Genomic DNA, 20,196 nt, shown 5'->3' on the forward strand with positions numbered 1-20,196 from the left:
TTGTGCTCCGCGTATTGGATGCGCGCAGCTTACGCGCATCAGTGATGCGCGTCAAATTGCATCGAGGTAGTTGTTCGAACTGCCTCGTGCACCACGGCCTCGACTTCGCACCACCAATGGCCTCGAACGCATCAATCGTGAGATCAAGTGCCGCATTCGCGTCGCCCCGATCTTCCCCAACTCCGCGTCCTGTTTGCGCCTCGTCTCAGCTTTGCTGGCCGGGAGCGACGAGGACTGGATGGCCTGCAAAATCCACCTCGACTTGAAAGGCCGATCACATCATCCCAATGGAATCGCCTGGGAACTTTCGCAGAAATGAAGTTGCACTGCCGGCTTCCGGCAAGGCTATCAACGCGGATTGCCCGATCTTTATGGGCCTGGCGGGATTGTAGTAGTCTGCCGAAACCGATCCGAACAGGTGTCGGCTTTATAAGAAATCCACCCACAGGAGAAATGACATGAATACCGACTTCACTTGCTTGCCCAAATTGCTTGGCGCCTTCGCGCTGGGAATGTTTGTTGTCTGCTCGACCGGAGTCCGGGCCGCTGACGACAGCGCGGCGCTGAAAGGACTCAAGGAGGGCAAGATCGCATTCGACATCCATGAAGGCAATCCCAAGCTGCTGCTGGCCCGGCTCGACGTCATCGACGAGACCCGGCAATCGCTGATCCAGCAGGGCGTGGCCCCGCATTTCATCCTGGCGTTCCGTGGCCCGGCGACAAAATTGGTGCAGACCGATCAGGAAAAGATCAAGCCTGAAGACCGCGTGTTGGCCGCGAAAGTCGCCGCCCGCATCAAGGAGATGAGCAAGGCGCCGGGGGTCGAAGGATTCGAGCAGTGTGCCGTCGCATCGCGTTCGCAGGAAACCAAGACCGAACTCGTTCTGCCCGAGATTCGCGTCGTCGGCAACGGTTTCATTTCGCTGATGGCATACCAGGCCAGGGGCTACGCCTACATTGCGCCGTAACCTCACGTCGGGTCCATTGCCGCTCGCGGTCGGTAGATCGCCTTGGGCCTGAGATGCACGTCCGCCCCAAGCTTGCCGGGCGGACATGTATTCTCAGGCGGTTTCCAGGGTCAGGATCAGCGTACGTTCGGCGACTTCATCGCCGGCCGCGACCATGACCTCGACCACGCGCCCGGCGTGGGGCGACTGGATGTCGAGCGCGACCTTGCCGGTTTCGAGGACGATCACGTTGTCGTCGAACTGGATGATGTCGCCGGGTTTGACCAGCACTTCATCGACGGTGACGTCGCCCTGGGCGCAACTGCCGCAGGTCTCCCAACACTCGGGATAGATCGGGATGCGGACCTCGACAATCTTGCCCATCGAGCCTAGTTGTCAGTCAACAGGGAAAAGGCGCATTCCCTGTAGAAGCGAGCTTGCTCGCGATAAGCCGTTGTCGCGAGCAAGCTCGCTCCTGCATCCATCGGTTTCAACATTAGAGGTACTTCGCGACGAAGGCGCCTTCACAGTCAGGCGGCAGGGCGATGCGCATCAGGTGGCCGCTGCCGGGCGCGACCGTGACCGCTTCGCCCTCGCGGTTCTGCATGGCCTCGATGACCAGTTCGAGGTTGCCGGCGGGGCGGATGATCTCGATGCGGTCGCCGACCGCGAAATGGTTCTTCACGGCGATTTCGGCCAAGCCCTCGGCGTCGTAGCCGAGCACGTCGCCGACATAGAGACTGCGGCTGGATTCGGAACTGCCGGAGAGGTAGTTCTGGTAGTCGCGGTCGGGGTGGCGATCATAGAAACCGGCCGTGTAGCCGCGATTGGCGAGGCCGTCGAGCTGGCCGATCAGTTGCGCGTCGAAAGGCCTCCCGGCGACGGCGTCGTCGATCGCGCGGCGGTAGCTCTGGCAGGTGCGCGCAACGTAATAGGGCGACTTGGTGCGGCCTTCGATCTTCAGCGAATCGACGCCGATCTCGGTCAGCTTGGCGACGTACTCGATGGCGCGCAGGTCTTTCGAGTTGAGGATGTAGCTGCCGTGCTCGTCCTCCTCGATCGGCATGTATTCGCCGGGGCGTTCCTTCTCTTCCAGCAGCCAGGTGGCGCCGGGGCGGCGCAGTGTGCCCGGCCTTGCGGCGCCCGGCAGAGTTGGTGCTGGCGCCACGGCGGGCGGCCGCGGCGAGGCGAGGGCGACATCGCCGCCGCCGTCTTCGCTGCCCTCAAGAACCTTGTAATCCCAGCGGCAGGAATTGGTGCAGCTGCCCTGGTTCGGGTCGCGGTGGTTGAAGTAGCCGGAGAGCAGGCAACGGCCTGAATAGGCGATGCACAGCGCGCCGTGCACGAAGACTTCGAGTTCCGTGTCCGGGCATTCCTGGCGGATTTCGGCGACTTCGTCGAGCGACAGTTCGCGCGACAGGATCACGCGCGAGACGCCGACACTGCGCCAGAATTTCACCGCCGCATGATTGACCGTGTTGGCCTGCACCGAAAGGTGTAGCGGCATCTCCGGCCAGCGCTCGCGGATCATCATCATCAGGCCCGGATCCGCCATGATCAGCGCGTCAGGCTTGAGCGCGATGACCGGCGCCATGTCCTCCAGGTAAGTTTTCAGCTTGGCGTTGTGCGGCAGGATGTTGCTGACAAGATAGAAATGCCCGCTGCGCGCGTGGGTCAGTGCGATGCCCGCGGCGAGGTTTTCCAGCGTGCCGAAATCGTTGTTGCGCACGCGCAGGCTGTAGCGCGGCTGGCCGGCGTAGATCGCCGTGGCGCCGAAATCCAGCGCCGTGCGCGCCATCAGGAGCGAGCCGGCCGGCGCCAGCAGTTCGGGGGTGTTCACGAGCGCGGCGCGGCGCGGAAATCCGCGCTGACGCGGCCGGCGTTCGCCAGTTCGGCCTCGTGCTCCGCTTCGCGGAAGTCTTCGGCCAGCGCGGCGGTTTCCCATTCCAGCAGCGCCGGGTGGGCGAGCATGGTTTCGAGGTAGCCGGCGGCGGCGCCATTCATGGTGACGCCGTAGCTGCGGAAGCGGAACACCACGGGGGCGAAGAAGGCATCGACGGCGCAGAATTCCTTGCCGGCGAGAAAGGGGCCGCCGAAGCACGACAGGCCTTGCTGCCACAGCTCGACGATGCGCGCGATGTCGGCCGCCACGGCTGCGCTGCGCTGACTCACCGCCACGCGCACGCCGACGTTCATGCCATGCTGGTTGCGTAGCGCGGCGAAGCCGGAATGCATTTCCGCACAGGCGCAGCGCGCCCAGGCGCGGGCCTGCGGATCGGCCGGCCAGACGCCGGCATGGTGCTCGGCCAGGTATTCGACGATGGCCAGCGAATCCCAGACCACGGTCTTGCCGTCTTCGAGGCAGGGCACCCGGCCCGAGGGCGAAAAACTGCGGAACTCGCCGGTAACGCCGAGCCGGTGCAGGCGTTCCGCGAACGAAATGTCCAGCGCGCGCAGCAACGCCCAGGGCCGCAGCGACCAGGACGAGTAATTCTTGTTGGCGATGTGCAGGGTGTACATGGCGCTCATGCCCGGATGGTTTCGTCCAGCGTGATATCGACCATCAGATCGTTGGAGATGCGTTCCAGTTCCCCGGTCAGCGCGCCGACGTCGAGGTCGGGTGCGGCGGTCAGTTCGGCCACGGCATGGAACAGCACGGCGGCCGACATCGGCGCGCTGGAGGTGTGGGTGTCAAGGCTTTCGACGTTCACCGCGTGGTGCGCCAGCACCTGCGACACCTCGCGCACGATGCCGATGCGGTCGTGGCCGACCAGCGCGAGCTTCAAGCGCCGTCCCTTCAGCGCCGACTTTCGGGCGGCAGCCGATTCGACAGTGACTTTCAGCCCGGCGAGCTGGCCGAGCGCGTTACGTAGCGCATCGGCTTGTGTGGCATCGACGCTGACTTCGACGATGCCGGCGAACTTGCCGGCCAGCTGCGCCATCGAGGATTCCAGCCAGTTGCCCTGGTGGGCGCTGATCGCGGACGAGAGTTCGCCGACCAGGCCGGGGCGGTCGTCGCCGATGACGGTAAGTACGAGATGTTGTGTCATGGTTTTCCTTCGGAATGGCCGCTTGCGGCCGCTTCGCATTTCAGCCGGAGAGACGGTCGAGCCAGATTTCCTGCAATGGTAAGAGATTGCCATCGTCCGCGGCTCGCAGCGCCGAAAAATACGCCTGCGCCGCCTCGCCGTGCGCCGCGGGATCGACTGGGGGCAGGCCGAAGCGATAGCACAGCACCACCAGCAGAATCCGTCCGACGCGTCCATTGAAGTCGCGGAACGGGTGTATCCACTGAAAGCGCCAATCAACCCAGGCCAGCAGGCCGGCGATGGACTGCGCGTCGCCGACATGGCGCAGGCGCTCTTCCAGATCGAGACAGAAGTTCTGCATTTGGACGGCGATCTCGCGCGGGGGTGGCGGCAGGTGCGTGCCGACCTGGACCTCCGTGGCCCGCCAGCGGCCCGCCCAGTCGGGAAACAGATCGCCGGCGATGTGTTGGTGGATTTCCCGTATCCACTCGGGGGTGACGGCGATGCTTGATGGAGGAGCATCGAGCAGTTCGTCGAGACAGTCGGCTGCCTTGGCGGCAAGGCGCTCTGAAACTTCGGTGTAGGTGAGCGGCCCCGCCGCACTGGCGAGTTCGCGCGTCGCGTCTAGCGGCTGGGTCGAGTCCGCAGCGCCTGCACCCGGTCGCGATCCACTGGCTCGTTTTCCAGCGCCATCGAGCTCAGCGTGAACTCCAGCACCTTCTTCCGATAGGCGGCGCGCAGGCTGGCCGCGTCCGCGTGGCGGGCGCGCCATTGGCTCAGGCGTTGGTCGAGTCGCTGTATCTGGCTGGGCTTCATGGGCGTTATCGTCGCACGGTATGGTGTTTGCGGCAAGCGTCGAGCTGCCCTCGATCAGGGCGATTTCGTCGGCGGTGAGATTGAACAGGCGATAGACCTCGGCGTCGATCTCCCTTTCGCAGCGCGCGATTTCCGCAGTGAGTTCCGCAACCCGCGCCTTGTCGGCGTCGAAGCGTGCCTGCCAGTCGTCGCGCTCGGCGAGCGGGATGGGCTGTTTGAACTGCTTCTTGATCTCGTCGTGAAAGGCCTTGAAATCGAGTGCCGGCCAGTCGAACAGCTTGTTTGTGAGTTTTGCGGAATGGCCACCTGGAGCGAGGTCGGTGAGGACGCGGAAGCGGAATTTCTGTTGCAGGTCGCGGCGCGCTTCGGCGGCGCGCTGGGCAGATTCGGCGAGGGTGCCGAGGCGGGAGTGGGTGGCGGCGTCGGCTTTGGGGATGGGTAACAATTCGATGTATTGCGTTTTCAACCGATGAAATCCGCCACGCACGAAAGGCGTTACTTGCTGAATCAACCACCACACTGCCCGAGAATTCAACAGCGCCAGAACCCAAGGTTTCGACACCTCGATGCAGAAACAGGTTGTGGCGAGAAATGAGCCATTGTTCAAAGAAAAACTTGAATGATCGGTAATGTCTGGGAAGACAATTTTTTCTTTGGAAAATGCGGTCGAATATCGCTCCTGTGATTGCTGCAGCTCAAACCATTCTTGGTTTGTCGCTCGATTTTCGAGTGCCGTCTTGAAAGGACGCAAATGGCGCTCGATGGCTGGAAAGTCGGCGATGGCAATACGGCGTTTGGGGATGTAGATCAGCCATAAATCCTGCGTGTCAACGTGCCAAGTTTTTAGGTCCTTGCCCTCAAGGTAGGGCTTCAATAGCTCTTTGCTACGCGGGTCTTCACCGATCAACCGATCTCGAGTAGCGCGATCAACCACGAATGCGCGTTCAAGGCCGGTCTTGATGCCATACAGCGGCGACCCATAAACTTCCTTCAGCGTCGGATGGCCCTGTATCAGTTTCTCGCGCAGGCGGGCCAGCACGTCGCTTTCCAGTCGCCACGCATCGTTGCCGAGCTGGCCTTGCGGCATGGTGCCGGCGTGTTGCCGGAACTCTGCCGCCAGGCTCTCGGGCATGGCCTGCCCCAATGCGAGGAAGCGGATCGGCGCCTGCGGATCGGGACTGTCTGCGCGATCCACGACGACGATGGCCGGGTAGGTGGTGACGCCTTCGAAGACCTGGATGTCGCCGAAATCGACCAGGGTACGGACTTGCGCGTGGGTCAGCAGATGACGGCGCAAGGCTGCTCCGGAACCGGTCTTGAAGAAGGTCGAGGATGAGATGTAACCCAAGCGGCCACCGGGCTTGAGCAGGGAGAGACCGAGTTCGTAGAAATAGCAGTAGAGATCGGCACGATCGCTGGCCACGGCATAGTGCTGTTCCAGATAGGGCTTGACCGGCTTGAGGCGTTCCATGCGGACATAGGGCGGGTTGCCGAGGACGACATCGAAACCGCCGTCGGCGAAGACATCGGGAAAGACGGCATGCCAGTCGAAGGGGCGCGTGGTGAATTTGCCGTCGGCAATCAGGCTGTTGCCGATGCGCAGGTTGGCCTCCAGGCTCTCCAAAGGCTTGCCGTGCTGGGCGGTCTTGAGCCACAACGACAGCTTGCTGATCTCTATGCTTTCGGGATTGAGGTCGACGCCATAGAGATTGCTGTTGAGGATTTCGCGATTGATGTCGAAAAAGTCGGGGTTGCCGGTGATGGCCTGAATCTGCTCGTTGACGCGGCGGTACTCGGCATCGAGCAGGTCGAAGGCGGCGACCAGGAAGGCGCCGGAGCCGCAGGCCGGATCGACCACGCGCAACGTGTGCAAACGGTCGCGCCAGGCGTTCCAGAAGAGAAATTCGACCAGGCGCTCCTGCGATTTGAGCTTGACCTGTTTCTTGCGCCCGGCAAGCTTCTTTTCGTCTTCAGTCGGCTTGCGCCAGCTCCCATCGTTCGTGGCGAAGCGGGCGCGCAGTCGACCCTGTTGCTCGGCGAGGAAAGTGCCGAGACTCTGATCGACGATGAAGCGGGTGATCGGGTCGGGTGTGTAAACAATTCCATCCTGCTTGCGCTTGCCGGAGATGGAGGTCGCCGATTCCCTGACCTGGGCTTCCAGCGCGCCCAGCGTGAAACCTTCCGTGCCGGCCAGTTCCTTGAGTTGCTCGATATCGCTGACCGACTGCTCGAAGATGTGGCCCAGCACGGTAACGGACACATCCTCGGCGAAGTCGTAGCCGCCGAGTTCGGCGAACATCCGGCAGGCGTCGTCGGGCACGGCGAGCGCGTCGAGCACGGGATCGGCAGCGAACAGGCCGCCGTTGTAGGCCGGTATGGAAAGCGCCGGGTTGCCCTTGTCGATGGCGCGAAACAGGGCTTGAAAGTTGTCCCAGACCGGACGCGGGTGATAGGGGTCGCGATGCGACCAGGCCTGGCTCAGCGACTTCGACGGCAGGAGCCCGCGATGTTCGGCGAAGGCAACGAACAGCACGCGGTCGAGGAGCTTCTGCACCGGCTCGATCAACTCTTCGGCGGATTTTTCGGTGCTTTGCATCAGGGCGATCAGCAGATTGATGCGCCAGGTTTTGTAGTCACGATACAGCTTCTGCGTGATTTCCTTTTCGGCCAGCGCGCTTTCGCGCAGCAGCGTTGCGGTTTCCCCGGACAGCAGGCGATCGGCGGCAAGCAGGAGGCGGAAGCGCTGGTAGGCCGCATCGGAGTCGGCCAGTTCGAGAATCTCGAAGCGCTCGTAGACCTGCCGGGTGTAGCCGATGGCATACAGGCGGATCTCGACCATGTTCGACACCAGCAGGAACTTGCAGCCCGGGGTGTCCATGGCGTATTCCCAGACCTGCTGCACGGGACTCTTGTGCCGGCCGGGCATGATGGCGTCGAGGTCCGGAGTATCGGCGCCCTTCAGTTCAACCGGAGCAATGACTTTCTTTCCGGTGCTGCTGAAAAGCCCCAGCACGGTGTCCGCCGAGCCGCTGCCGGTGCGCTTCTCATCGTTGAGCGTCCATTCGAGGCCACTGCCGAACGGGCGATAACCCAGGAGTTCGACGAACACGCGCTGGATGAATGGGCCGCGCAGTTCGGATTCCTTTTGCTTGCGGATGCTGCCATTGCGTATCGTCGCCGCCCAGTCGAGGAGCAGCCTTTTGTGATCCGCGGGCGTTGGCTGGCTTGCCGCGCGCTGGGCAAGCAAGCGCTGATTGAACAGGGGTTGGTGGAAAAGGGTCACGGACGCAGACCGATCTTCTTGACGACAGTCACGCCGGGCAGCTTTTCGAAGTGCGTGTCACAGGTCAGCAAATCGGCGCCGAACTCCCGCGCAGTGGCATACACCACGGCGTCGGCTGTCGCCAGCTTGTATTGGCGATGCAGGTCGACGGCAAGCAAGGCGATGCGGGTGTCAAGCGGTGCCACGACGCATTTCTGCGTAAAGGCAATCATCTGGTCCGCCTGGTCTTCGCCGGCTTCCCGCGTAAGCCATTTCGCCAGCTCCAGTTGCACGATGGTGGGCACGATGCATTCCGCTTTGTCCGGAATCTCCCGCGCCAGCTTCTTGCCCAAAGGGCTGTCGATCAGCCATTCGATCCAGACGGACGTGTCGATGACACGCATCAATAGCGATCCTGCCGGTCTCGATAGCCCCCGGTTTTTGCGCCACGAGCGATGCCGGCGAGCTGCTTCAGTTCGGGGACCGGCATGAGCAACACGCCCTTGCCCTTGGGAATGAAAACAAATTCCTGGCCGGCTTCCCAGTGCAGATCGTCGCGAATCGCTTTGGGAACCGATATCTGATATTTGCTGGACAGGGTGGCGGTCGAAGTCATTGTCTTACCTTTATCCAATCGATAGAGTTCTGGTAAGAGTATCACGACGGAGCGCTGAAAGCCAAGTTTCCATGGGAACCTGGCGCAAGCATTGCGACAAACGCTGAAAGCGTTTGCAATGAACAACAGCCAAGCGTCAGGCAACCGGGCGTAGCCGGCGTGTGCTACTGGAGGGGGAAGTGAAAAAGCGCTGCAGCGCCCTGGCCGGGAGGGGATTCCGGCTCGGAGATGGAGGGGGGATGGGCTGCTGCAGCGAAGGGGAGGACTAAATCAGGACGCGCCGCCGGCGACTGCCGGAACGGCCTTCGGGAATTCGGGCGCGGCGCTGCGTTGGGTCAGGGTCGGAGTGGCCGCCTCGGATGCCAGCGAGCGCACGTCACCTGAAATCTCGCCACCTTCTTCGATCAGGATCTTGCCGTAGCGGATGGTGCCGCTGACGCGGCCGGTGGCGTGGATGATCAGTTGGCTGCGGGCGGTGAGCTCGCCCTCGAAGCGGCCATGGATTTCCGCCACGTCGATACCGACCTTGCCCGAGAACGATCCGTTGCCGGCGATGTTGATGACCCGGCTGTCCATCGTCGCTTCGACGCGGCCTTCGACCACCAGGGTGTCGCAATCGAGGATTTCGGCACCCTTGAGTTTGACGTCGGGCCCGACCATGAGACGGTTGGCGGAAACGTTTTCGTTGCTTTTGCCTGTCTTCGCGTCGGCGGCTGTCGTCGTCACGGTGGCCGAGTTGGCCGCGTTCAGGCTGCCGGCGGAAGTGCCGGTCGGGCTTGGGGTGCTGCCGGGGTTCTGGCTGTATCCGGCAAGACGCGGATCGCGGGTGACGACGTTGTCTTCACGTTTGTTGCTGAACAGGTTCGATTTTGCGAGCATGGGTTCTCCTTGGGTCGATTGGCGCCGCTTGCCATTTGGGCGGCAAGCGCGACGCAATGGCCAACTGCAAGCGCCGTGCCGGTCGTCTTTTATCAATTAATACAATAAATTATCGCCATCGGCCGGAGTCCGGTGGGTGACGATCTGTCGGGCTGTGGCGACAAGATTCCAGGCCGAATCGACAAGCGGCTGTTTATCCAAAGAAAACTATGTCGCCGATGAGCGACGGTGCATCGCGTGGCATGCTCGATGCCGTGCCGGGCGATCAATCCGGCGCCGCATAAAAATGCGGGCCGTGCATCGAGGATGCACGGCCCGGTACTTCAGCCCTGTCCCGGGCGGCTCGTCAGGGGGTGGGCGAACAGCCGCAGAACAGGTTGCGGTCGCCGTATACGTCGTCGATGCGATTCACATAAGGCCAGAACTTGTTCTCCGCCACCCAGGGTAGCGGGAACACCGCCTGCTCACGCGAGTAAGGCCGCGTCCAGTCGCCCATCACATCGGCTTCGGTGTGCGGGGCCTGCTTCAAGGGGCTGGCCTCGAGCGTCCATTCGCCGTTCTCGATCCTGCGGATCTCGTCGCGGATGCCGATCATCGCGGCGCAGAAGCGGTCGAGTTCGGCCTTGTCCTCCGATTCCGTGGGTTCCACCATCAGCGTGCCGGCCACCGGAAAACTCACCGTCGGCGCGTGGAAACCGTAGTCCATCAGGCGCTTGGCGATGTCGATTTCGGCGACGCCGGTGGCGGCCTTGATGGCGCGCACGTCGAGGATGCATTCGTGGGCGACGCGGCCCTGGCTGCCGGTGTAGAGCACCGGGTAGTGGTCCTTGAGTTTCGCCGCGACGTAGTTGGCGTTGAGGATCGCGATTTCGGTGGCGCGCGTGAGTCCCGTGCCGCCCATCATGGTGATGTACATCCAGGAGATCGGCAGGATCGAGGCCGAGCCCCAGGGTGCGGCCGAGACCGACCCCATCCCCTCCCCAGCCCTCCCCTTGAAGGGGAGGGAGTCCAGTTCCTCCCCCTTCAAGGGGGGCGAGGCGGGAATTTGCGACGCATGCGTCGCGCCGCCGCAGCCGGCTGGCTGTGCAAAGCCAGCCGTGGGCCGCGCAGCGGTCAGGAGGGGGATGGGGAGGGAGAAATGCCCCGGCACGTAGGGCGCCAGGTGCGCCTTGAGGCCGATCGGCCCCATGCCCGGCCCGCCGCCGCCGTGCGGGATGGCGAAGGTCTTGTGCAGGTTGATGTGCGAGACGTCGGCGCCGATGTCGGCCGGGCGGCAGAGGCCGACCTGGGCGTTGAGGTTGGCGCCGTCCATGTACACCTGGCCGCCGTGGGCATGGACGATGGTGCAGATGTCGCGGATGCTTTCCTCGAACACGCCGTGGGTCGACGGGTAGGTGATCATCAGGCAGGACAGATTCGCCGCGTGCTGCGCGGCCTTGGCCTTGAGATCCTCGACATCGACGTTGCCGCTGTCGTCGCAAGCCACGGCCACCACGTCGAGGCCGCACATCTGTGCGGTGGCCGGGTTGGTGCCGTGGGCCGACTTCGGAATCAGGCAGATATTGCGGCTGCCTTGACCATTGGCGGCCTGATAGCGGCGGATCGCCACGAGACCGGTGTATTCGCCCTGCGCGCCGGAGTTCGGCTGCATGCATACGGCATCGAAGCCGGTGATGGCCTTGAGCTGGTCTTCGAGGCCAGTGATCAGTTCGCGATAGCCCTGCGCCTGGTCCAGCGGCGCGAAGGGATGCATCTGGCCGAATTCGGGCCAGGAAACGGGAATCATCTCGGCGGCGGCATTGAGCTTCATGGTGCAGGAGCCGAGCGGGATCATCGCGTGATCGAGCGCCAGGTCGCGGTTCTGCAGGCGCTTGAGGTAGCGCAGCATGCCGTGCTCGGTGTGATGCGTGTTGAATACCGGATGGCTCAGGATAGATTCGCGCCGCTGCAGCGAAGCCGGGATCGCGCAGGGGCGTGCGGCGTCGAGTGCTTCGACCGGCGTGCTTTTGCCGAAGATATTGAGCAGCGCGGCGACGTCTTCGCGCGTGGTGGTTTCGTCCACGCTGATCGCGATTGTGCCGTCATCGACCCGGCGCAGGTTGTAGCCGGCGTCGCTGGCGGCTTTCATGTAGTTTGCCGTCTCGCCAGCGCCAACTTTCAATTCGAAGCTGTCGAAGAAGCAGCGCCCGCTGACGCCCAGCGCGCCGGCCAGCAGCGCGGCCAGGCGATGGATGCGCCCGGCGATGCGGCGCAGGCCCTCGGGGCCATGCCACACCGCGTACATGCCGGCCATGTTGGCCAGCAGCACCTGCGAGGTGCAGATGTTGGAATTGGCCTTCTCGCGCCGGATGTGCTGTTCGCGGGTCTGCAGCGCCATGCGGTAGGCAGTCTTGCCGCGTGCGTCTTTCGAGACGCCGATGATGCGCCCCGGCATCGAGCGCACATGGGCTTCGCGTGTGGCGAAGAAGGCCGCGTGCGGGCCGCCGAAGCCCATCGGCACGCCGAAGCGCTGCGAGGAGCCGAGCGCGATGTCGGCGCCCATTTCGCCGGGCGATTTCAGCAGCACCAGCGCCATCAGGTCGGAGGCCACGGCAACCACGCCGCCACGGCCCTTGATCGCGGCGATCGTCGCGGTCAGGTCGGCGATTTCGCCGCGCGCGTTGGGGTATTGCAGCAGGGCGCCGAACAGCTCGTGCTCATTTGCCAAACTCGTCGCTTCTTCCGGGCGTCCGAGCACCACGTCGAAGCCGAACCAGGCGGCGCGCGTCCTGATCACGTCGATGGTCTGCGGGAAGGCCGCTTCATCGACGAAGAACACATTGCCTTTGGATTTGGAGATGCGCCGCGCCATGGTCATCGCTTCGGCGGCGGCCGTGGCCTCGTCGAGCAGCGAGGCGTTGGCGATTCCCAGCCCGGTCAGGTCGACCACCATCTGCTGGTAGTTGAGCAGGGCCTCCAGCCGGCCCTGCGCGATCTCGGCCTGGTAGGGCGTGTAGGCGGTGTACCAGCCGGGATTCTCGAACAGGTTGCGCAGGATCACCGGCGGCGTGTGCGTGCCGTAATAGCCCTGGCCGATCAGCGATTTCTTGACCACGTTCTTCGCCGCGATGGCTTTCAGGGCGGCCAGCGCCGCGTGCTCCGGCACGGGCCCCGGCAGATCCAGCGGGCGCTGCAGGCGTATGGTCGCCGGCACCGTCTCGGCAATCAGCGTGCCGAGCGAGGCAGTGCCGATCGAGGCGAGCATGCCGCCCATGGCATGCTCATCGGGGCCGATGTGGCGGCCTATGAATTCGTCGCGGTGTTCGAGGGTGGTGAGAGGAAGCGAAAGATTCTCTGCGTGCATGTCAGTGTCTGCTTTGTAGGGTCAATGACTACTGTAGGGCCGGTTGTAGGGCCGACTGTAGGGCCGACTTCAGTCGGCCATCGTTCACCGGCGGACTGAAGTCCGCCCTACAGTCTGCCCCACAGTGGGGCCGCTGTTTCGCAAGCGCTATGTGAGCGCTGTGTCAGAGCGTCGCGGCGTAGGCGTCGGCGCTCAGTAGCGCATCGAGTTCCGTCGCGAGTTTGGCAGCATCGGCCGGCTTGATGCGGAACAGCCAGGCGGCATAGGCATCGGCATTGACCGATTCCGGCGCGTCGGCGGCAGCTTGGTTGATGTCCACCACTTCGCCCGACACCGGCGAATAGATGTCCGAGGCGGCCTTCACCGATTCGACCACCGCGCATTCCTCGCCGGCCTTGACCACGCGGCCGACGGCCGGCAGTTCGAGGAAGACGATGTCGCCCAGCGCTTCCTGGGCGTGGTCGGTGATGCCGATGGTGATCGTGCCGTCGGCTTCGGGCCTGGCCCATTCGTGCGAGGCGGCGTATTTCAGGTTGGCGGGACTGTTCATTTATAACCTCCAAAAATCATGGGCCACAGAGATCACAGAGAACACAGAGAAGACCTGGAGGTGTTTACCTCTGCGCCCTCTGTGTCCTCTGTGGCTAAATCAGACTTTTGCCGTTGCGGACGAAAGTGGGTTTGACGACGCGTGCCTTGAGCAGCTTGTCGCGGATTTCGACGTCCACTTCGCTGCCGATTGCGACGCCCACCGGCAGGCGCGCCAGTGCGATGGATTGATTCAGGGTCGGCGAAAAGCTGCCGCTGGTGGTCTCGCCGCTCCCCAGCGGCGTGATGACTTTCTGGTGGGCGCGCAGCACGCCGCGATCGAGCAGCAGCAGGCCGGCGAACTCGTTGTGCAAGTGCCGGGCACTGTCGCCGACCAGCGCCGACTTGCCGATGAAATCGCGCGCGGGGTCCTTCAGGTCGACCGTCCACTTGAGGCCGGCCTCGTAGGGCGAGATGCTCTCGTCCATGTCCTGGCCGTAGAGATTCATGCCCGCTTCGAGCCGCAGCGTGTCGCGTGCGCCCAGGCCGCAGGGCTTCACCCCGGCCGCCAGCAGCGCCTGCCAGACGTCGGCTGCCGCCTCGGCCGGCACGGTGATTTCGAAACCGTCCTCGCCGGTGTAGCCGGTGCGGGCGACCAGCCAGTTGCCCTGCGTCGACGCAAATTCGGCGGCCTGGAAATTCTCCAGTTTCTCGGTGGCAGCGCGGCTGTCGGGGAAGGCCGTCCAGAAACGCTCGCGCGCCTGGGGGCCCTGCACGGCGATCATCGCCACGGCATCGACGCCGGTGCTGCGGCGCTCGTGCGCATTGGGGCCCTGCAAGGCAATCAGGGTCACCGCATCCTCGCTGCCCTTGCGCCGTACCATCACCGTGGCATTGAAGCCGCCGTCCACCCCGCTGAGCTGGGCGCGCATCCAGGCGACATCCTTGTCCGTGGTGCCGGCGTTGACCACGACGCGGTAATGCTCGGGGCTGAAGTAGTAGACGATCAGGTCGTCGATCACGCCGCCCGCCCTGTTCAACATGCAGGAGTAAAGCGCCTTGCCGGGCGTGACGAGTTTCGCCACGTCGTTGGCCAGCAGATGGCGCAGGTAGGCGCGGGCATCGGGACCGGCGAGATCCAGCGCGCACATGTGGGAGACGTCGAACATGCCGGCGTCGCGGCGCACGGCGTGGTGTTCCTCGATCTGCGAGCCGTAATGGATGGGCATCTCCCAGCCGGAGAAGTCGACCATTTTGGCGCCGGCGGCGAGATGGGAGTCGTAAAGGGGAGTACGTAGCGGCATGGCGATCCTCGGGCTGATGGCGGCAAGAAGCGCAACGGGGTTCCGTCGCATCCCCATCTGTCCTTGGCGCCTGAGAGATTTACTCCGTCGGCGGGCAGGCTTCACGATGCTGCAATGAGCTGCCGCTCTCCAGATTTGTGCAGCGTCGTCGGTCCTTTTGCCTGAGCGGTTCCTGGGGGTTGCGCCTTCGGCGGTGACGGTGGGAGTCACTCTCTCCCGACGACCGGGGCGAATTATCCTATAAATGGCCGCATCGCGCTCAGGGGCTTGCCGACCGGCCGAATGCCTTGCTATTGCAGCTTTTTTTGGGATCGGTATGCATTTCGGCTTTCTTGACTTTCATTCGGCATAAGCGTACAAGGCGAAATAACCTCAGCATAACCGCGGTTGCTGCGGTGCGTTGAACTCGATATCGAATTGCAATTCGAAAGGAGGCAACATGTTGAAGCGCATTATTTCCGCTTTGCTAATCGCCTTGTCACTCGGGGCGGCAATGTTCCCTACGGCGAGCTTTGCGTGCGGCAGCGATGATACGAGAGACTGTACAAGTCCTCGTCCCGATCCACCTCCCGAGCCACCCAAGCCGATCTGACTTGACGCAAGAAGCAGACCGCATAGCGACTTGCCTGGTGTTTTCGGTTCGGTTCGCGCGGTTTGCCCAGCGTCATTTGTGTAGTCGTGAAGTCACCCCGTTTCTAAAAATGACGTATCCGTATGCACGGCCTCGTCGCTGTAACCACAGCAAAAGCCAATCAACTACTCCAATCTGCTGCTGGCCGAGGGTACTGAGTTGTATGTAGTGGAATCAACGCATGAAATAGGATACCAACGACCTGCTCTCGTGAAATGTCCTGACCAGTTTTGACTGAATGATTCATCGTCATCGGGAGGGGATCATGAATGCATCGGACGACGAATATGCGAGGCTGAAAACCCAGGAAGCGCTCGAGTCGGAGTTCGGATGCCTGCACGGTTCGGGTGCGGCGTTCCGCATCGATGGCACGCTCGAACAACGGCAGCAGCAGCTGCGTGAGTTGATCCACGGCCTCGACGAAGAAAAAGCTCCATGGGCGCTCTGCCTGTCCGGCGGAGGCATCCGCAGCGCGACCTTCAGCCTTGGTGTGCTGCAGGGTCTTGCCAGTCGCCGCATTCTCAGCCGTTTCAACTATCTCTCCACCGTCTCCGGCGGTGGTTACATTGGAAGCTGGCTTTCGCGCTGGATCGAGACGTCCGGCGGCAAGGTCGACGATGTCCAGAAGGAGCTATCCGGCGGAACTGAAGAATCATCCGCCCTCGAGGCAAAGCAGGTATCCCAGCTTCGCAGCTACAGCAATTATCTCAGCCCGGTCTGGGGCCTGTCCTCGGATTTTTTCACGCTGATCTCGATAGTCCTGCGCAACATGATCCTCAACTGGTTCGTGCTGCTGCCGGTGATCGCCGCTGCGCTGCTTGTACCATACCTCTATATCGGACTGCTCAACTCGACGTCTCTCACGGCATGGTGGAATCCAGTGATGATGGCGCTTGGCAGCATATGTCTTGTCGTCGGCATCCGGTATGTGGTGGCCGATCTGCCGGAAAAGCAGAATGGCGGTCCGCTGCCCGTCAACCAGTTCACCAGCTTCTGTTTTTTACCGATCCTTGTCGCGGCGATTCTGCTGAGCGTCAGCCTGAGCCGGCTCGAGCTCCCACCGGTTCACGGATGGTTTGACTGGCATATCGGGTGGTGGTTTGGCGTTGGGGGGGCGGTGGTGCATCTGGTTGGCTGTGTCGCCGGCATGCTGTGGAGAAGAGCCAGCGTCGCGCCTGCTGAGATCCGGTCCGCCCGCTCGGAGAGCGCCGGCGATCAGAAGCAAACCAGAAATTCCCTGAAGACCCTGGCGTTCGTGCTCGTGGGCGGCTTGGCGGGCGGCGGCCTTGTCTATCTCTTTACCCAGTGGCTACCGCAGGAGTATCTGGCCTTTCGTTCGTCCCTGTTCTATGCGACGGTCACCGTTCCTGCGCTTCTGATGAGTTTCTGGATGGCGACGACGCTCTATGTCGCCCTGAATCGCGGCCAGTCTTCGGAAGACCAGCGCGAATGGTGGGCACGCTCGGGAGGTTGGTGGATTCGCGCAAGCGTTTTCTGGGCCGCTGGCTTCATCCTAGTGATCTATGTGCCGCAATTGATGCTTGGTCTCCCCGCCTATGCAGCCGCGGACGGCACCACTCTGATCGCGGGCGGCGGGCTTTGGGGCATTGTCACCGGCCTGATCGGCTATTGGTCAAAGAACGGTGCGGAAATCACCGGCCGTGCGCGTGGAGTGGCCTCAGCCATCGGCGCACGGCTCCTTGATCTGGCCGCCATCGCGTTCATCCTGGCGCTGCTGACAGCTATCTGCCTCGTACTTGCATTGGGGCTGGCGATGTTGCACGGTAAACCGGCGCCCATGAAACATCCTTGGTTGCAAAATTCCACGAGTGCGCTTGCGGTCGAGAGCGCAGCGCGTGCCACCGAAGCCGCCGCGCGCGCGACCGAAGCCGCCGCGCGCGCGACCGAAGCCGCCGCGCGCGCAGTCGACTTCCTGCACCGTCCCGGCGCGCAGGGAAAGCAGAACAAGGGCAGGCAGACACCGCCCGCCGATATATCCGCCACCCTCGTCACCGCCGCGAAAGCCACCGATCTGGCCGCGGGGGAACTCTTGATGATCACCAAGGAAATGCACGGCGACGAAACCGAACTGCACCGTGTCGCCGGCGCGGTCGTCCGCTCCGCACAGACCGTTGCTACCGCCGCGGCCCAGATTCCCGCGTCGGAAGAAGCGGCGCGTGCGACGATCAGCCTTGCTCTGGGCTCGGTGTCCGCGGCTGCGACCAATCTCGGCGCAAGGGTGGCACACGCCGGCGAACCCGCACCGACGCTCGTCTACGCTGCAGAACTCACCCGAGCAGGATGGCGCGCGTGGGCTCTGTTTGTGGTGTTGGTCATCCTCGGCTGGGGATCTTCGAGGTTCGTGGGGGTGAACACGTTTTCGATTCACAGCATGTACGGTAATCGCCTCGTTCGCGCCTACTTTGGCGCGGCGCGTGCCGGCGAAGTACGCAAACCACACTGGTTCACCGGGTTCGACAACAACGACAACATCTCAATGTCGCAGTTGCGCACCGCAAAGGACGCCGGCGGAACGCCGCGCCTCTTTCATGTGGTCAACCTTGCCTTGAACCTTGTTGCTCCCTCGAGCGGGCGGCTTGAATGGCAGCAGCGCAAGGCGGCGTCGTTCTCGGTCACCTCGCTCCACACCGGAAGCACCGCGGTTGGGTATGTGCCGTCACGGGATTATGCGGGCCCCGAGGGGCAGGGCATTTCACTTGCCCGCGCGATGACCATCTCTGGCGCGGCCGCCTCGTCCAACATGGGTTATCACTCATCGACCCCGGTGGCATTCGTGATGACCCTTTTCAACATTCGCCTCGGATGGTGGTTGCCTAATCCTGCACCGGTCGGGGAAAAAACCTGGCGCCGTAGCGATCCGGCCATATCGTCGTTGCGCTTGCTGCTGGCCGAAGCACTCGGCCTCACCACCGCGGACAAGCCCTATGTCTATCTTTCCGACGGCGGCCACTTCGAGAATCTTGCACTCTACGAAATGGTGCGGCGCCGTTGCCGGAATATCCTCGTGGTCGATGCGAGCGCAGATCCTGGGCTCGGTTACGGCGATCTGCAGGACGCGATACGCAAGATTCGGATTGATCTCGGAATCTCCATCGAGTTCGATGAAGGAAATTTCGAGTCACAGCACCGCTATCGCGTAGGCACGATTCGCTACCGGGACGCGGATCCCGGCGGGAAGGATGGTGTGCTTTGTTACCTGAAGCCGATGGTGTTCGGCGATGAACCCCTCGACGTTCTGTGTTATGCAGCCCTTAGCCGCGAAAACGACGGAACGGAAGCCTTCCCGCATCAAACGACGGCCGATCAGTTCTTCGACGAGGCACAGTTCGAGAGCTATCGTATGCTCGGATATCACATGGTCGCGAAAGCCTTCGCAAACTCGGGCAAATGGCCGACAAAGTCCGTTCCCGGCGAGCAAATGTGGCAGCAAGTATCGCCCTCGCTGTCATCAGACTCTGTCAGGAATGCCACTGGTCATGGTGCCAGCGAAAATGGTAGCCTGGTTTCGAAGATCGCAAACTCGGTGCAGAACATGAGTCAGGGCGCCATCCTTGCCTCGGCCATCACCGTGGGAGGCGTGCTGGGAGTAAGCGGCACGGTGGCGCTGAAGGACTCCACCGTGACGGTGAAGCCGGGTGCGGAAATCAACATCAGCCAGAAGAGTCTCGAAGAACTGAGGGCAACGGTGAATACGCCACGACCCGATGACCGAGCGCCCGCGGATCTTAAACCGCTCACCGAGCAGGTTCGCGCGATCGCGGCTGAACTCGAGACTGTAGCCGACACGCAGAAAGCTACCGTAAAGACGGTGGCGAGACTTGAAAGCGTGGTTAACGCGCTCGGCACGCGGATCACGGCCATTGAGTCGTCAAAAACAACGGGAGCCCTGCCTTCGAAGGAGTCGATCGACGGGCTGAAAGCCGCCGTATCTAACCTGACCGCTGCGATCAATAAATTTCCTGATGTGATTAAGGACGGAGTGGAGGCGAAGGGTGTTCTGAGTGTGCTATCGAAGATTGATAAGACGCTGAACAACATCAATAACTCGGTGCAGGAAATTCCTCCCCGGCGGAACATCCGCGGGGTCGAAGGAGGTGGACGATGAAAGCCTGGGTGGCGAGTCTCGCGGTTCTTGTGTTTGGTGGTTGCGCCGCACTGCCGGCGCCGCCCCTGCATTCCGCTTGGTACATGCAGTACGAAACCGGAAGCGCGGGCGAGAAAATACAGCCACAGTCGCAGCCGCAGCTATACGTGGCGCTGCTCAATCGCAGCGGACGTGATATCGAAGTGAAGGATGTAATCCTCAATCGCGGCGACGACGAGAGCGGTATCGAATGGAGACTGTGTATCGCTTCAACGGAATTGCCCTCCAAAAAGATGGGCAAACTCGTGCTCCATCCCGGGCGCTTGGTTGTGTTTCCCTCGAAAAAATTCAAACGGACCGTCAAGGGCAACGACGGAAAGCCGAAAGAAGAGGAGTTCGCCGACAAGTGCCTTCTTCCGGTGGAGGTTGCCGTCGAGCTTGTGGCCGAGCAGCCCTGGTTCGAGCAATGGCTCAGCCGGGCGCATGGTGATTCGAAGGGAATTATTCGGGCAGAACTCGCTGGCCGCATGCCGAGTTCTCTCCCCGACGGCTGGGATACCGCCTGCGAACCGACCACAGATAAATGGTAGATTCCTGCCGGGTTGCGTTGACCGTGGTGCAGCATGTATAGGACCGGCGTTAGCCTTTACTGACGCTGTGCTTTACTGTACTGTACGAAAAAATGGGGTATCCACTTAGCTCCACTAAGCGGTTTTCCTTGCTTTTTTGCTCTTGA

The 20,196-nt window shown here is 62.4% G+C and carries 14 protein-coding genes, 1 pseudogene and 1 riboswitch; of the genes and pseudogenes, 4 read left to right on the plus strand and 11 right to left on the minus strand.

The window, feature by feature from the left end; genetic code table 11:
- Window positions 1-70: 70 nt before the first annotated feature.
- Window positions 71-319: pseudogene (locus RMO95_RS10660) on the plus strand (transposase); the annotation flags it as partial.
- A gap of 139 nt (window positions 320-458) precedes the next feature.
- Window positions 459-968 carry a hypothetical protein gene (locus RMO95_RS10665; protein WP_310450601.1) on the plus strand — a complete coding sequence of 170 codons (510 nt, stop codon included), beginning with the start codon at window positions 459-461 and terminating at the stop codon, window positions 966-968.
- Window positions 969-1,061: 93 nt separating this feature from the next.
- Here the strand turns inward: RMO95_RS10665 and RMO95_RS10670 are convergent, their stop codons facing one another.
- The 11 genes from RMO95_RS10670 to RMO95_RS10720 all read right to left on the minus strand — a co-directional run bounded on the left by RMO95_RS10670 (window position 1,062) and on the right by RMO95_RS10720 (window position 14,724).
- The gene (locus tag RMO95_RS10670) at window positions 1,062-1,331 is read right to left on the minus strand and encodes a biotin/lipoyl-containing protein (protein WP_310450602.1); all 270 of its coding nucleotides are present in this window, start codon (window positions 1,329-1,331) and stop codon (window positions 1,062-1,064) included.
- A gap of 112 nt (window positions 1,332-1,443) precedes the next feature.
- On the minus strand, window positions 1,444-2,787 hold the full coding sequence (yegQ, locus tag RMO95_RS10675; protein WP_310450603.1) for a tRNA 5-hydroxyuridine modification protein YegQ: 1,344 nt from the start codon (window positions 2,785-2,787) through the stop codon (window positions 1,444-1,446).
- Window positions 2,784-3,476: a glutathione S-transferase family protein gene (locus RMO95_RS10680; protein WP_310450604.1), complete on the minus strand. Its 693-nt coding sequence runs from the start codon at window positions 3,474-3,476 to the stop codon at window positions 2,784-2,786. The genes yegQ and RMO95_RS10680 overlap by 4 nt, the downstream gene beginning before the upstream one ends.
- Window positions 3,473-3,997 carry a glycine cleavage system protein R gene (locus RMO95_RS10685; protein ID WP_310450605.1) on the minus strand — a complete coding sequence of 175 codons (525 nt, stop codon included), beginning with the start codon at window positions 3,995-3,997 and terminating at the stop codon, window positions 3,473-3,475. Before RMO95_RS10685 ends, RMO95_RS10680 begins: the two co-directional genes overlap by 4 nt.
- A 40-nt stretch (window positions 3,998-4,037) precedes the next feature.
- Window positions 4,038-8,075: an Eco57I restriction-modification methylase domain-containing protein gene (locus tag RMO95_RS10690; protein WP_310450606.1), complete on the minus strand. Its 4,038-nt coding sequence runs from the start codon at window positions 8,073-8,075 to the stop codon at window positions 4,038-4,040.
- Window positions 8,072-8,458 (minus strand): type II toxin-antitoxin system VapC family toxin, encoded by a 387-nt coding sequence (locus RMO95_RS10695; protein WP_310450607.1) that lies wholly within the window; start codon window positions 8,456-8,458, stop codon window positions 8,072-8,074. The genes RMO95_RS10690 and RMO95_RS10695 overlap by 4 nt, the downstream gene beginning before the upstream one ends.
- Window positions 8,458-8,670, minus strand: coding sequence for an AbrB/MazE/SpoVT family DNA-binding domain-containing protein (locus tag RMO95_RS10700; RefSeq protein WP_310450608.1), 213 nt, complete (start codon window positions 8,668-8,670; stop codon window positions 8,458-8,460). Before RMO95_RS10700 ends, RMO95_RS10695 begins: the two co-directional genes overlap by 1 nt.
- 270 nt (window positions 8,671-8,940) lie before the next feature.
- Window positions 8,941-9,549: a polymer-forming cytoskeletal protein gene (locus tag RMO95_RS10705; RefSeq protein ID WP_310450609.1), complete on the minus strand. Its 609-nt coding sequence runs from the start codon at window positions 9,547-9,549 to the stop codon at window positions 8,941-8,943.
- A gap of 346 nt (window positions 9,550-9,895) precedes the next feature.
- Complete coding sequence (gene gcvP / locus RMO95_RS10710; protein ID WP_310450610.1) at window positions 9,896-12,892, minus strand: aminomethyl-transferring glycine dehydrogenase; 2,997 nt, start codon at window positions 12,890-12,892, stop codon at window positions 9,896-9,898.
- A gap of 163 nt (window positions 12,893-13,055) precedes the next feature.
- Window positions 13,056-13,442, minus strand: a complete 387-nt coding sequence (gene gcvH / locus RMO95_RS10715) for a glycine cleavage system protein GcvH (protein WP_310450611.1) — start codon at window positions 13,440-13,442, stop codon at window positions 13,056-13,058.
- A 94-nt stretch (window positions 13,443-13,536) separates the two neighbouring features.
- Entirely contained in the window at window positions 13,537-14,724 is a 1,188-nt protein-coding gene (locus RMO95_RS10720) for a glycine cleavage system aminomethyltransferase GcvT (RefSeq protein ID WP_310450612.1), read from the minus strand.
- 139 nt (window positions 14,725-14,863) lie between these two features.
- Window positions 14,864-14,953, minus strand: a riboswitch (glycine riboswitch).
- Between the two features lie 667 nt (window positions 14,954-15,620).
- Here RMO95_RS10720 and RMO95_RS10725 point away from each other — a divergent pair.
- Together RMO95_RS10725 and RMO95_RS10730 are read left to right on the plus strand one after the other, a co-directional pair.
- On the plus strand, window positions 15,621-19,481 hold the full coding sequence (locus RMO95_RS10725) for a patatin-like phospholipase family protein (RefSeq protein ID WP_310450613.1): 3,861 nt from the start codon (window positions 15,621-15,623) through the stop codon (window positions 19,479-19,481).
- On the plus strand, window positions 19,478-20,050 hold the full coding sequence (locus RMO95_RS10730) for a hypothetical protein (RefSeq protein WP_310450614.1): 573 nt from the start codon (window positions 19,478-19,480) through the stop codon (window positions 20,048-20,050). The genes RMO95_RS10725 and RMO95_RS10730 overlap by 4 nt, the downstream gene beginning before the upstream one ends.
- Window positions 20,051-20,196: the final 146 nt, after the last annotated feature.

It is taken from the genome of Sulfuritalea sp., assembly GCF_031426875.1.
In the GTDB taxonomy this organism is placed as follows: domain Bacteria; phylum Pseudomonadota; class Gammaproteobacteria; order Burkholderiales; family Rhodocyclaceae; genus Sulfuritalea.

Bases quoted from the DNA above. Each gene is read 5' to 3' on its own strand.
- RMO95_RS10665 (WP_310450601.1), top strand. From the start codon at position 459: ATGAATACCGACTTCACTTGCTTGCCCAAATTGCTTGGCGCCTTCGCG.
- RMO95_RS10670 (WP_310450602.1), bottom strand. From the start codon at position 1,331: ATGGGCAAGATTGTCGAGGTCCGCATCCCGATCTATCCCGAGTGTTGG.
- RMO95_RS10680 (WP_310450604.1), bottom strand. From the start codon at position 3,476: ATGAGCGCCATGTACACCCTGCACATCGCCAACAAGAATTACTCGTCC.
- RMO95_RS10685 (WP_310450605.1), bottom strand. From the start codon at position 3,997: ATGACACAACATCTCGTACTTACCGTCATCGGCGACGACCGCCCCGGC.
- RMO95_RS10695 (WP_310450607.1), bottom strand. From the start codon at position 8,458: ATGCGTGTCATCGACACGTCCGTCTGGATCGAATGGCTGATCGACAGC.
- RMO95_RS10700 (WP_310450608.1), bottom strand. From the start codon at position 8,670: ATGACTTCGACCGCCACCCTGTCCAGCAAATATCAGATATCGGTTCCC.
- RMO95_RS10705 (WP_310450609.1), bottom strand. From the start codon at position 9,549: ATGCTCGCAAAATCGAACCTGTTCAGCAACAAACGTGAAGACAACGTC.
- gcvP (WP_310450610.1), bottom strand. From the start codon at position 12,892: ATGCACGCAGAGAATCTTTCGCTTCCTCTCACCACCCTCGAACACCGC.
- gcvH (WP_310450611.1), bottom strand. From the start codon at position 13,442: ATGAACAGTCCCGCCAACCTGAAATACGCCGCCTCGCACGAATGGGCC.
- RMO95_RS10720 (WP_310450612.1), bottom strand. From the start codon at position 14,724: ATGCCGCTACGTACTCCCCTTTACGACTCCCATCTCGCCGCCGGCGCC.
- RMO95_RS10725 (WP_310450613.1), top strand. From the start codon at position 15,621: ATGAATGCATCGGACGACGAATATGCGAGGCTGAAAACCCAGGAAGCG.
- RMO95_RS10730 (WP_310450614.1), top strand. From the start codon at position 19,478: ATGAAAGCCTGGGTGGCGAGTCTCGCGGTTCTTGTGTTTGGTGGTTGC.